We start from the raw sequence: 13,632 nt of genomic DNA, 5'->3' as shown, positions 1-13,632 counted from the left end.
TTGGAGGCATCTTATGGAATACCTGTCAGGCATAAATGCCGTCACCATCATCTTTGCCGCACTATGCGTCTTCGCCATCGGTTACCGGTTCTATGGACTCTTCATCGCACGCAAAGTCCTGAACCTGAATGACGCCCGTCCCACGCCAGCGGTCAAATACGCGGATGGGCACGACTACATCCAGACCAACAAGTTTGTGCTATTCGGGCATCATTTCGCGGCTATCGCCGCAGCCGGCCCGCTGCTGGGGCCCGTACTGGCGGCCCAGTTCGGCTATATGCCGGGCATGCTCTGGATCCTGATCGGATGCGTCCTTGCGGGTGGCGTCCACGACATGGTGGTACTGTTTTGCTCCGTGCGCCACCGCGGCCAGAGCTTGGCCTATATCGCCAGTCAAGAGATCGACAAGACTACCGGCGCCGTGGCCGCCTGGGCGGTGCTCGCCATCCTGATCCTGACGCTGGCGGGTCTGTCCATCGCGGTAGTCAACGCCATGCACAACAGCCTCTGGTCCACCTATACCGTGGCGGCAACCATCCCCATCGCCATCATCATGGGACTGTACATGCAAATTTGGCGCAAGGGCGATGTGCTGGGGGCCTCCATCATCGGCGTGATCCTGCTGGCGCTGTGCCTGCTTTCCGGCCCCGTGGTCGCCGCTCATCCCGAAATTTTCGGCTGGCTGGACATCGACAAAAAATCCATGTCCATCCTGATCCCGATCTACGGATTCATCGCCTCAGTCCTTCCTGTCTGGCTCCTGCTGCTGCCGCGAGACTATCTCTCCACATTCCTGAAGGTGGGCACCATTCTGGCACTGGCTATCGGCATCATCTTCGTCATGCCGCACTTCAACATGCCGCCATTCACCAAGTTCATTGAAGGCGGCGGCCCCATCGTGGGGGGGCCCGTCGTTCCCTTCATCTTCATCACCATAGCCTGCGGCGCGCTCTCCGGCTTCCATGCCACCATCGGCACCGGCACCACGCCCAAGATGATTGGCCAGGAGCATGATGTGCTCTTTGTGGGCTACGGCGCCATGCTGCTGGAAGGTTTTGTGGCCATTATGGCCCTGATCGCCGCCTGTGTGCTCATCCCCGCGGACTACTTTGCCATCAATTCGCCCGAGCAGGCCTTCAACGCGCTTGGCATGAAGGTCCAGGAGCTTCCTGTTCTGGAACAGGAAGTGCGGGAAAATCTGATGCACCGCCCAGGCGGTTCCGTTTCCCTTGCTGTCGGCATGGCTCATATTTTCTCAAGGATCCCTTTCATGCAGCACCTGATGGCCTACTGGTATCACTTCGCCATCATGTTTGAAGCCGTATTCATCCTTTCAGCCGTGGACGCTGGCACGCGTGTGGGACGATTTTTCCTGCAGGAAATGCTTGGCAAGATTTCTCCCCGCTGGGGAGACAAGAACTGGTGGCCAAGCGTCTTCGTAACCAGCTTCATTTTTACCGGCGCGTGGGGTTACCTTGTGTATAGCGGCGATATCAGCAATATCTGGCCCCTGTTCGGCATCAGCAACCAGCTGCTTGCGTCAGTGACCCTGCTTATCGGCACCACCGTCCTGCTTCGTATGAACAAGGGCGGGTATGCCCTCATGACAGGCATTCCGGGTGTCTTTATGACCATCATCACCTTCTGGGCCGGCATCTGGCTGATCCTTTACCAATACATCCCCAACGACAAGTATCTGCTGGTATTCCTCAGCCTGCTCGTCATGGTCATGATGCTCTTTGTCATCTTCGGCACCATTCGCCGCTGGTGCGTCCTCCTCGAGGAACATGGCATCGTCAAGGACAGCTATGGAGACGAATTCAAGGAAATCGTGCCGGAATAAGCCGTTGCAGGGGATTCCCGCCTGTACGGACGAGTTTTCGGGAGCGGGCATGGGGATCTCCTTGCCTATGGACTCGTTCTGAAGCGGGTGGAAAGAATGTAATCCAACCGAAATCTTGTGAACGCAAACCATACACGCGGCCCGCGTCCGTTCTCCCGAACTCGGCGGGCGCGGGCCGCCACAGGACGAACATATGTGCAGAATCGGATCCATCAAGAGCCTGACGCCTCTTGCGCCGTCGGCGGCCTTACAGCTCATGCTGCCGCAACAGGAAGGGCATGACAATTCGGGCTTTGCGCTGGTCATGCAGGATTTGGAGGGCGTGTTTGCCCATTACAAGGACAAGCCGCTGCTTTCGCTGGCCTGTACGCCGCAGGGGGTGCAGCTGGTCAACGACTACATGGAACAGCGGGGCTTCGTGCAGGCGGCGCAATGGGTGCCGGACGTGGATCGGCGTCCCGGTCTGCGCATCGAGGCCATGCCGCGGTACATCTTCCGCAATTATGATTATCCCGAGGTGTATCATTACCGCAGCCGGGCCGAGCGGGAAGAGCTGCTGGTGGACACGCGCCTTGCCCTGCGTGACCTGCTGGAGCGGCATGATGCGGGCTACGTCTATTCCTTCTGGCCGGACGTGCTGACCCTCAAGGAAATCGGCGATCCGGCGGATATCGCCACCTATTTCCGCCTCTGGGATGACGACTCCCGCCTGCTGGCCCGCAACATCGTGGCCCAGTGCCGCCAGAACACCAATTACGACATCGTGCGCTACGCGGCCCATCCCTTCTTTTTGCAGGGCTACACCCTCTGCGCCAACGGTGAGAACACCTTCTTCACCAAGAACAAGGAATTCCAGAAGTCCCTGCACCGGGGCTATGTGGGCTTCGAGTCCGACTCGCAGAACTTCCTTTACACCCTGCATTATGTGTTGCACGAGCTGAAGTGGCCGCTGCGCTACTTCAAGCACGTCATCACGCCCCTGCCCCTTGCCGAGGTGGAGAACCGCCCCGACCGCGCGGTGCTGACGCATATCCGCGAATCGCTGGCCCATCTGGAGATCAACGGCCCCAACGCCATCATCGGCCTGCTGCCCGACGGCAGCATGCTGACCTGTTGCGACTCCAAGAAGCTGCGCCCCGTGGTGGTGGGCTTTGACGACGGCATGGTGGCCATGGCCTCCGAAGTCTGCGGCCTCAACGCCATCATGCCCGGCCGCGACGCCTCGAAGGACATCTACCCCAACGAGCGGGAACTCGTGCTCATCGACAACGACCTGGCGGTGCAGAGATGGAAGCAGTAAGAACACAGGACATCGGGCGTAACGACCTGCGCTGGAAGATCGACTACCAGGAGGAGAGCTGCACGCTCTGCGGCTCCTGCGTGGCCGCCTGCACCTTTGACGCCATCGAGGTAAGCGTGCGGCGGCACAGCCTGCCGTTGTCGGACGGGCCCTTCCCCACGCCGCGGCAGGAGCACCGCCCGCGCCCGGTCATCCGGCAGCGCGCCGAGTTCGCCCGCGCCTGCGTGGGCTGCGGCATGTGCGAAAAAGTCTGCCCCAACGGGGCCATACGGCCCGTTCGCAACCCGGACAACCGCTTTGCCCTGCTGGCCCGCGCCGGCGGTCCCCTCAAGCGTGGCGGCCGCACCAATCTCAACACCCAGCGCACCCTGGACGCCATCGTGGTGGGCCGCATCAGCCAGATGACCGACCCGGCCCTGGATTCCGAGCGGCACACCTTCGACATGCGCGCCCCGCTGGGCCGCGTCATGCCGGTACGGGACCTGCCCCTGCGCCGCGACGGGGACAATCTGGTGCTGGACGGCCGCACGCCGCCCGTACACTGGATATATCCCGTCATCTTCAGCGACATGAGCATCGGCGCGCTCTCCACCCGTGCCTGGGAGGCCATCGCTCTGGCCACGGCCTACCTCAACGAGGTCTGCGGCCTGCCCGTGCGCATGTGCTCCGGCGAGGGCGGCATGCCCGTACGCCTGCTGGAATCCGACCAGCTCCGCTACATGATCCTGCAGATCGCGTCCGGCCACTTCGGCTGGAACCGCATCATCCGGGCCATGCCCCGCATGAAGACCGACCCCGCGGGCGTGCTCATCAAGATCGGTCAGGGAGCCAAGCCGGGGGACGGCGGCCTCTTGCCCGCGGCCAAGGTGGCCCCGCACATCCAGGCCATCCGCGGCGTGCCGCGCACCACCCTCCATTCGCCGCCGAACCATCAGGGCCTCTATTCCATCGAGGAGTCGGTGCAGAAGATGCACCTTTCGCTCAATGCGGCCTTCGGCTTCCGCGTGCCGGTGGCCATCAAGTGCGCGGCCTCGGCCACCTCGGTCTCGGTCTACAACAACCTTTTGCGCGACCCCTACCGCATCTGCGGCGGCTTCTTCATCGACGGCATCCAGGGTGGCACGGGCGCGGCCAACGAGATCTCCCTCGACCACACCGGCCATCCCATCGTCTCCAAGCTGCGCGACTGCTACCTTGCCGCCGTCTCGCAGGGTCTGCAGGGCCAGATCCCCCTCTGGGCCGGCGGCGGCATGGGCATGACGGGCAACGCCGCGGCCGACGCCTTCAAGATGATCTGTCTGGGCGCCAACGGCATCATCATGGGCAAGCTGCTCATCCAGCTCCTGGGCTGCGTGGGCAACGAGCAGGGCCGCTGCAACGCCTGCTCCACCGGCAAGTGCCCCTCCGGCATCTGCACGCAGGACCCGCGCCTCGTCCGCCGGCTGGACGTGGACAGGGGCGCGCAGAACATCGTTGACTACATGCTGACCTTTGACGACGAACTGCGGAAGCTGCTCGCCCCGGTGGGCAACAGCTCCCTGCCCGTGGGCCGCTCCGACGCGCTGGTTGCCACCAGCAAGGACGTGGCCGATACCCTGCATATTTCCTATGCCTGCTGACGGAGATTTGTCATGCTGCATCTGACGACCGTACATGAACACCAGCGCCTTTCCACACAGGACCTGCTCCTGCGCATCGAGGAGGCGGTGGAACGCGGCGAAACCGATTTCGTCATCGAAGCCTCCGGCCAGCACGACATCGGCGGGCCGCTCTGGAACCGTGAAGGCCGCCCCCTGCGCTTCGTGGTCACCAATCCCGGCCAGCGCGTGGGCGGCATGTGCATGCCGGACACCGAGGTCATCGTCAACGGCCCGGCCCCGGCCGATGTGGGCTGGCTCAATGCCGGCGGACGTATCATCGTGCGCGGCGACGCCGGGGACACGGCGGGGCACTGCGCCGCCGCCGGACGCATCTATATCGGCGGACGCGCCGGGACCCGCTCCGGCTCGCTCATGAAGCACGACCCCCTCTATGAAGCTCCCGAACTCTGGGTGCTGCAAAGCGTGGGCAGCTTTTCCTTCGAATTCATGGGCGGCGGCAAGGCCGTGGTCTGCGGCTGGAACAGCCAGACCCTCTCCAGCGTGCTGGGCGAACGCCCCTGCGTGGGCATGGTGGGCGGCGTCATCTATGTACGCGGCCCGCTGGGCGACCTGCCGCCGGATGTGGCCGTGCATCCGCTGGACGAGGACGACATCGCCTTTCTGGATGCCGGACTGGAAGCCTTCCTCGATGCCGTGGAACGGCCGCGCCTGCGCCGGGAGCTCACCGTCTGGAAGCACTGGCGCAAGATTCTGCCCGCCCCGCACGCCGCGGACAGCCATGAAGGCCTGCCGGACATGCACGATTTCCGCCGTAACCGCTGGGTGGAGAACGGCATCTTCAGCGACGTCTGCCCGGATGATTTCAGCGTGCGCGGCCTTGTCGTGCATGATGCGGACCGCCTGCGCCGTCCCGTCTGGGAAAACGCCCGCCATGACGCCCCGTGCGAGCACGCCTGCCCGGCGGGCATCCCCTCGCAGCGCCGCTTCAACCTGCTGCGCCAGGGCCGCGTGGACGAGGCGCTGCGCCTCGTGCTGGAGCACAGCCCCTTCCCGGCCTCGGTCTGCGGCCATGTCTGCCCCAATCTCTGCCAGACCGCCTGCAGCCGCAACCAGCTGGACGACGCCATCCAGATAGGCGCGCTGGGGCGGCTCTCCGCCGAAACGGCGCTGCCGGTCGCCGCCCCGGCCAGCGGCAAGAGCGTGGGCATCATCGGCGGCGGCGTGGGCGGCCTGAGCGCTGCCTGGCAGCTCGTGCACAAGGGGCACGCTGTCACCGTCTACGAAGCCGACGAAGAGATCGGCGGCAAGCTGCGGCAGGTCATCCCCCATGCCCGGCTCGATGAGGATGTGCTGGCCGCGGAACTGCAACGCATCCGCGACGCCGGCGTGACCATCCGCACCGGCTGCCGGGTGGATGCCGAACGCTTTGCCGCCCTGCGCAAGGAGCACGATGCCGTCATCGTCGCCACGGGCGGCCACAAGGCGCGCATCTTCCCCTGGCCGGGCAAGGAACGCGTCGTGGCGGGCATCGACTTCCTCAAGGCCGTGAACCGTGGCGAATCGCCCGCCGTGCCCGAACGGGTGGTGGTCATCGGCTGCGGCAATGCGGGCATGGACGTGGCTGCCGGGGCCTTTGCCTGCGGCGCGCGCGACGTGACCTGCATCGACGTGCAAAAGCCCGCCGCCTTTGCCCATGAGATGGCGCACATCGAATCCCTCGGCGGCAAGATCGTCTGGCCGGTGCGCACCCGGGAGATCACGGAACAGGGCCTCGTGGACGAGGAAGGCCGCCTCTTCCCGGCGGATATGGTCATCATCAGCGTGGGCGAGACGCCGGAACTGGACTTCGTGCCCGAGACGGCCCCGCGCTTCCGCGACTGGCTCTCGCCGGCCGCCGACGGCAGCGTGCTGGACAACGTCTTTGCCGTGGGCGATGTGGTACGGCCCGGCCTGCTGGTGGACGCCATCGGCTCCGGCCGGCGCGTCGCCGAGGCCGTGGACGCCCGCCTGCGCGGCACGGTCGCGGAGGCCGCGCGTACCCAGCGCCAGTGCGTACCGGCCGCCAGCCTGCACACGGCCTGGTTCGCGCCCTGCCCGGCGGACAAGCGTCCCGATGCGGCCCACGACTACGAACGCTGCATAAGCTGCGGCACCTGCCGCGATTGCAGTCTCTGTCTGACGGCCTGCCCGCAACAGGCCATCAGCCGCACGGTGGAGGCGGACGGCAGCGCCACCTACGCGTCCGACCCGACCCGCTGCATCGGCTGCGGCATCTGCGCCGGCGTCTGCCCCTGTGGCATCTGGAAGATGCAGGTCAATACCACCGCCGCCTGATCCGCCCTCTCTCCGGCACGGCCGCATCCTCCGATACTCCGGCACGGCGGGCCCCCATGCGGGAGCTCCGCCGTGCCGGGCCTTTCCGCACGTCTGGCGCATTCATCGCTAATGCTTTCCCCGCGTACGCCGATAAGAACGTCATATAACGTTGGGGGAAGCCCGTATGACCATTTCGCGCTCGACCAGCCTTGTCAATGGCATCATGTTCGTCCTGATCTGCTGCGTGGCCCTGCTTGTCTGCACTCTCTACCGCGATGTGGAAGGCAACGTCCGCATGAACCGGCAGAAAGAAGTCGCCCTGCAACTTGCCAACGAGCTGATGCAATCCTCTGAGATGCTGACCAGCAACGTACGCGAATACGCCGTCACCGGCGATGCGCGTTACGAAACGGCCTACCTTGCCATCGTGGATGAGCGCGCCGGCAAAATCCCCCGTTCGCAGGACAAGGCCGTGGCCCCCGGGCGCACGGTCAGTCTGACGGATCTCATGCGTGAAAACGGCTTTACCGAGCAGGAATTCGCGCTGGTCAAGCAGGCCAACGACCTTTCCAACGCGCTGGTGGTCCTGGAGACAAAGGCCATGAACGCCGTCAAGGGCATCACCACCACGGCGGACGGCAAGAGCGTCACCGGCGCGCCGGACAGGGAACTGGCCTGCTTGCTGGTCTTCGGCGAGGACTACACCCGCCAGACGGACAAGATCATGCAGCCGCTGAAGGAATTCTTCCGTCTCCTTTCCGCACGCACCGCCGCTCAGGTGGAGGAAAGCCGCGCCCGCGTCATGCGGAGCATCACCCTGCTGACGGTGACCCTGCTGCTGCTCGCGGGCGCGCTGGTCTACTCATTCATCTTCGTACGGCGCGGCATCTGCCGCCCCCTGGCCGACACCGCCCGCTTTGCCCGGCAGGTCATGGACGGCGACCACTCCTCCCGTCTGCATGATACGGCCCAGAACGAGGTGGGCGAACTGGCCCGCGCGCTCGACAGCATGCTGGACAAGCTGGTGGCGCAGCTTGCCTTCTCCAGGGGCGTGCTGAGCTCCATGCCCACGCCGGTCATGGTCTGCGATACGGAGGAGGTCATCCGCTTCGTCAACGCGCCCATGCTGGATCTCTTCGCCCACAAGGGCGAGCCGGAAAGCTACGTCAACATGAATATGCGCGCCTTCATCGGCGCGGATGACGACATTGCCCGCCGCTGTGTGGAAACGCGCAAGACCCTCCGGGAAAACCGCCACCTCACTATCCCGGGCAAGGGGGAAGCCTTCGGCGCGGTCGTGGCCACGCCCATTTTCGACAATCAGCAGAACGTCCGGGATACGCTGGTCGTCTGGCTGGACTTCACGGAGATCACCCGGCAACAGCGCCATATGGAAGAAACGGCCGAACGCATCCAGGAGGCCGCCGGCGAGACCACCACCCGCATCAGCACGGCCAATACGGCCTGCGGCAGCGTGCTCACGCTCATCGCCAAGGCGGACGAATCCTCGCGCCAGACCTCGCAGCGCATGGCCGAGACCATGTCGGCCATGGAACAGATGAACGCCGCCGTCCTCAACATCGCCAAGAACGCGGAGGACGCCGCCTCCCACTCCGCCACCATGCGCGACAAGGCCAGCGAAGGACAGGGCATCGTCAACGACGTCGTCACGGCCATCAATGCCGTGCAGGAAAAGTCCCTGCGCCTGCGCGCGGACATGGAGCATCTGCACGGCGAGGCCCAGAACATCACGCAGGTGATGACCGTCATCTCCGATATCGCCGACCAGACCAACCTGCTGGCGCTCAATGCGGCCATCGAGGCCGCCCGCGCCGGGGAAGCCGGCCGCGGCTTCGCCGTGGTGGCCGACGAGGTCCGCAAGCTGGCCGAAAAGACCATGGCCGCCACCACCGAGGTGGACAAGACCATGGGCGGCATCCAGCGCGATGCTGTCACCAATATGAAGAATGTGGACGAGGCCGTCGGCGGCATCAATCAGGTGACCGAACTGGCCCGCGCCTCCGGCGATCATCTGGCCGCCATCGTCACGCTGTCCACCGAGGCGGCGGATATGGTGCGCCTCATCGCTTCCGCCAGTGAGGAGCAGTCCGCCACCTCCGCCCAGATCAACAACGCCGTTGAAGAGGTCAACACCATCAGCAAGGAACTGGTCGACGCCATGTCGCAGGCCACCGAATCCACCCAGGCGCTGACCGAAGAACTCAGGGAACTGCAGAAGGTGGCCGACAGGCTGGTGGAATAGCCCGCCACCTTCCCGCCATGAAGAAAAAAGGCCCCGTAAACGGGGCCTTTTGCTTTGCTGACGGGAAGCCGCGCCGGCGGGGGATGCCACGCGGGGACACGGCCGGTCTGCCCGATCCTACGCCTTGTCCAGCGCCTGCGCGAGATCGGCAAGCAGATCGTCGGCATGCTCCACACCGACGGACAGACGAACCATGCCGGGGGTGATGCCCGCTTCCACCAGTTGCTCGTCGCTGAGCTGACGGTGCGTGGAGCTGGCCGGATGCAGAACGCAGGTACGGATGTCGGCCACATGCACCTGAAGGGAAATGAGCTCCAGGGCGTCGATGAAACGGGCCCCGGCCTCACGCCCCCCCTTGAGCGTGAAGGACACCACACCGCCGCACCCCCGGGGCAGATACTTCTTGGCCAGCGCATGGCAGGGGCTGGACGACAGCCCGGGATAGAGCACTTCCTCCACCTTGTCGTGCCCGCTCAGCCACTGGGCCAGCCGCAGGGCATTGGCGCAATGCCTTTCCATGCGCATGGGCAGGGTCTCCAGCCCCAGATTGATGTAAAAGGCTCCCTGCGGCGTCTGGCAGACGCCCATGTCGCGCATGAGCTGCACCCGTGCCTTGACGATGTAGGCCGACTTGCCGAAAGCCTTCGTGTACACGAGGCCGTGATAGGAGGCGTCCGGCTCCACGAATTCCGGGAAGCGCGGGCTCGCCGTCCAGTCGAAGCGGCCGCCGTCCACGATGACCCCGCCCATCTGCACGGCATGGCCGTCCATGTACTTGGTGGTGGAATGGATCACGATATCCGCGCCGAAATCCAGCGGCCGGCAGAGGATGGGCGTGGCGAAGGTATTGTCCACGATGAGGGGAAGGCCGTGGGCATGGGCGATGCCGGCCAGCCGTTCGATGTCCAGCACGTCCATGGAAGGATTGGACAGGGTCTCGCCGAAGACGGCCTTCGTTTCCGGGCGGATGGCCGCGGCGATCTCCGCGTCCGGCGCGTGCTGATCCACAAAGGTCACCTCGATGCCCATACGCTTGAGCGTCACGGCAAAGAGGTTGAAGGTGCCGCCATAGATGCTGGCCGTGCTGACGATATGATCGCCGCTGCGAGCCAGATTGAGCACGGCCAGCAGGTTGGCGGCCTGCCCGGACGCGGTGCACAGCGCGCCCACGCCGCCCTCGAGCGCGGCGATCTTCTTCTCCACCGCGTCCACGGTGGGATTGCCGAGGCGGGTATAGAAAAAGCCCTCGGCCTCAAGGTCGAAAAGCTTGCTTACTTCCGCTGTGGAAGCATAGGTAAAGGTCGTGCTCTGGACAATGGGCAAAACGCGCGGTTCGCCATTGCCCGGCGTGTACCCGGCATAAAGGCAGAGGGACGCTTCTTTCATGCAAAAAACCTCGCTGAACATGCTGAAATATCGAGCGGCATCTTACGTCAGGCCGGGCCGCATGGCAACCGCGGCGCGTGCTCCCTTTTTCACACCCCGCCCAAAAAGCATGCCCCTATTGACCTGCCCTTCCCAACAGGCTAGTCTGACCCTATCCAGACATACGCGTCCGCGGCGGAGCATGCCGTTTCCGCCGCGGACGGGCGGGCCGCCCGCTCGGCTCGTCGCCCGTTTCTGCCTTGTGTTCACACATTCTTGCCAGGAGGCTCTTATGCGTATTGCCGTGGGACTGGGCAAAAAAGATGCGGAACAGCGCCTTGACAGCGCCGGCGTCAGCCGCCGCGATTTCATGAAATTCTGTACGGCCGTGGCCGTCACCATGGGCATGGGCCCTGCCTTTGCGCCGCAGGTGGCCGCCGCCCTGACGGGCAAGCGGCCTTCCGTGGTGTATCTGCATTTCGCTGAATGCACGGGCTGTTCCGAAGCCCTGCTGCGCACATACAAACCCTTCCTTGATTCCCTGATCCTGGACACCATCTCCCTGGATTACCACGAAACCATCATGGCCGCCGCCGGCGAAGCCGCGGAAGATGCCCTGAACAAGGCCGTGGAAGGCCCGGACGGCTTCATCTGCATCGTGGAAGGCGCCGTGCCCACCGCCGACATGGGCAAATTCGGCTATGTGGCCGGCCACACCATGTACGACATCGGCAAGCGCATCCTGCCCAAGGCCAAGGCCGTCATCACTATGGGAACCTGCGCCGCCTACGGCGGCATCCAGGCCGCCAAACCCAACCCGACCCAGGCCAAGGGCGTCAATGACTGCTATGCCGATCTCGGCATCAAGGCCATCAACATCCCCGGCTGTCCGCCCAATCCCCTCAATCTGGTGGGGACCATCGTGGCCTTCCTCCAGGGCAAGGAGATCGAGGTGGACGACAAGGGCCGTCCCACCATGTTCTACGGCCAGTCCGTGCATGATCAGTGCGAACGCCTGCCGCACTTCGAGGCCGGCGAATTCGCGCCCTCCTTCAATTCCAGGGAAGCGCGCGAGGGCTGGTGTCTCTATGAACTGGGCTGCAAGGGGCCGAGCACCTTCAACAACTGCCCCAAGGCCCTGTTCAACGAAACCAACTGGCCCGTGCGCGCCGGTCACCCCTGCATCGGCTGCAGCGAACCCAATTTCTGGGACGAACTGACCCCCTTCTACCAGAACTAGCCAGGGAGAAACCACATGAGCGACAAGAAAACCCCCCAGAGCAGCTATTCCGGCCCTGTCGTGGTGGATCCCCTGACCCGTATCGAGGGGCATCTCCGCATCGAAGTGGAAGTGGAAAACGGCAAGATCAAGGACGCCCGCAGCTGCGGCACCCTGTTCCGCGGACTGGAAAACATCCTGAAAGGACGTGATCCGCGCGACGCCCAGCACATCACCCAGCGTACCTGCGGCGTGTGCACCTATACTCACGCCCTCTGCTCCACCCGTGCGCTGGAAGACGCCATCAAGGTCAGCATCCCGGCCAACGCCACCTACATCCGTAACCTCGTGCTGGGCGCGCAGTTCCTGCATGACCATCTGGTACACTTCTATCATCTGCACGCCCTCGACTTCGTGGACGTGACCAGCGCCCTGCAGGCCGACCCGGCCAAAGCGGCCCAGCTGGCCTCCTCCATCTCGCCGCGCCCGGCCAAGACCGAAGACTTCAAGGCCGTGCAGGACAAGCTGAAAGCCTTTGTGGCTTCCGGCCAGCTCGGCCCCTTCACCAACGCCTACTTCCTCGGCGGGCATGAGGCCTACTACCTGACGCCGGAAGAAAACCTCGTGGCCACGGCCCACTATCTGGAAGCCCTGCGCGTGCAGGTCAAGACGGCGCGGGCCATGGCGGCCTTCGGCGCCAAGAACCCCCACCCGCAATTCCTGGTGGCCGGCGGCGTGACCTGTTACGAGTCTTTGACGCCCGCGCGCATCAAGGAATATGCCGATCTGTACAAAGAGACCCGCGACTTCGTGGAACAGGTCTACATCCCCGACCTGCTCATGGTGGCCAGCAAGTACAAGGACTGGGCGGCCTTCGGCGGTACCGAGAACTTCATGACCTTCGGCGAGTTCCCGGCTCCGGGCGGCGAACGCCAGCTCGACAGCCGCTGGCTCAAACCCGGCATCATCTACAAGCGCGACCTCTCCAGCGTCAAGAAGTTCGAACCGGAAAAGATCGCCGAACATGTGCGCCACAGCTGGTTCGAAGGGGACAAGGCCCTGCCGCCCTACGATGGCGTGACCGTCCCCCACTTCACCAAGATGGGCGACACCGACCGCTACTCCTGGCTCAAGGCTCCCCGGTACAATGAGACCGTCGTGGAGACCGGCCCGCTGGCGCAGGTGCTCGTGAGCTACGCCCAGGGCCATGAAGCCATCAAGCCCCTTGTGGATCATGTGCTCAAGGCCCTCAACGTGGGCCCCGAGGCGCTCTACTCCACCCTGGGCCGCACGGCCGCCCGCGGCATCGAGACCCTGGCCATCGCCAAGCAGATCGACGCCTGGCTGAAGATCTATCAGGACAACATCGTCAAGGATCAGCAGATCGTGGAAGACCTCGAGATCCCCAAGGACGCGCGCGGCGTGGGCTTCGTCAACGCGCCCCGCGGCGGTCTTTCGCACTGGCTGCGCATCGAGGACGGCAAGATCGGCAATTTCCAGCTGGTCGTGCCCACCACCTGGAACCTTGGCCCCCGCGACGCCAAGGACGCCATGGGCGCCGCCGAACAGGCCCTCATCGGCACGCCCGTTGCCGATCCCAAGCGCCCGGTGGAGATCCTGCGCACCATTCACTCCTTTGACCCGTGCATCGCCTGCGCCGTTCACGTCATCGACGGCGAAAGCAATGAAGTGCACACGTTCAAGGTGCTGTAGTCCCGCAACACG

General features: G+C 64.3%; 8 protein-coding genes. 7 read left to right on the top strand and 1 reads right to left on the bottom strand.

Annotation, left to right across the window (positions count from 1 at the left end):
• Positions 1 to 31 precede the first annotated feature (31 nt).
• From Q0J54_RS06015 to Q0J54_RS05995, 5 genes are all read left to right on the top strand, one after another.
• Complete coding sequence (locus tag Q0J54_RS06015) at positions 32 to 1,843, top strand: carbon starvation protein A (RefSeq protein ID WP_296304574.1); 1,812 nt, start codon at positions 32 to 34, stop codon at positions 1,841 to 1,843.
• Between the two features lie 193 nt (positions 1,844 to 2,036).
• On the top strand, positions 2,037 to 3,143 hold the full coding sequence (locus Q0J54_RS06010; protein ID WP_296304556.1) for a glutamate synthase: 1,107 nt from the start codon (positions 2,037 to 2,039) through the stop codon (positions 3,141 to 3,143).
• Complete coding sequence (locus Q0J54_RS06005) at positions 3,131 to 4,762, top strand: glutamate synthase-related protein (RefSeq protein WP_296304555.1); 1,632 nt, start codon at positions 3,131 to 3,133, stop codon at positions 4,760 to 4,762. The genes Q0J54_RS06010 and Q0J54_RS06005 overlap by 13 nt, the downstream gene beginning before the upstream one ends.
• Positions 4,763 to 4,774: 12 nt before the next feature.
• A complete protein-coding gene (locus Q0J54_RS06000; RefSeq protein ID WP_296304554.1) occupies positions 4,775 to 7,078 on the top strand; it encodes an FAD-dependent oxidoreductase in 2,304 nt (767 codons plus the stop codon).
• 166 nt (positions 7,079 to 7,244) lie between these two features.
• Positions 7,245 to 9,323 carry a methyl-accepting chemotaxis protein gene (locus Q0J54_RS05995; RefSeq protein WP_296304553.1) on the top strand — a complete coding sequence of 693 codons (2,079 nt, stop codon included), beginning with the start codon at positions 7,245 to 7,247 and terminating at the stop codon, positions 9,321 to 9,323.
• A 117-nt stretch (positions 9,324 to 9,440) separates the two neighbouring features.
• Here Q0J54_RS05995 and Q0J54_RS05990 read toward each other — a convergent pair whose 3' ends face one another.
• A complete protein-coding gene (locus Q0J54_RS05990) occupies positions 9,441 to 10,709 on the bottom strand; it encodes an O-acetylhomoserine aminocarboxypropyltransferase/cysteine synthase family protein (protein WP_296304552.1) in 1,269 nt (422 codons plus the stop codon).
• Between the two features lie 271 nt (positions 10,710 to 10,980).
• Between Q0J54_RS05990 and Q0J54_RS05985 the strand changes: the two genes are divergently transcribed.
• Both Q0J54_RS05985 and Q0J54_RS05980 read left to right on the top strand, forming a co-directional pair.
• Positions 10,981 to 11,928 (top strand): hydrogenase small subunit, encoded by a 948-nt coding sequence (locus Q0J54_RS05985; RefSeq protein WP_296304551.1) that lies wholly within the window; start codon positions 10,981 to 10,983, stop codon positions 11,926 to 11,928.
• Between the two features lie 15 nt (positions 11,929 to 11,943).
• Positions 11,944 to 13,620, top strand: coding sequence for a nickel-dependent hydrogenase large subunit (locus Q0J54_RS05980; RefSeq protein ID WP_296304550.1), 1,677 nt, complete (start codon positions 11,944 to 11,946; stop codon positions 13,618 to 13,620).
• Positions 13,621 to 13,632: the final 12 nt, after the last annotated feature.

The sequence above is a fragment of the uncultured Desulfovibrio sp. genome (genome assembly GCF_944324935.1).
Lineage (GTDB): Bacteria > Desulfobacterota > Desulfovibrionia > Desulfovibrionales > Desulfovibrionaceae > Desulfovibrio.
This window is presented reverse-complemented; position numbering and strand designations above follow the sequence as displayed.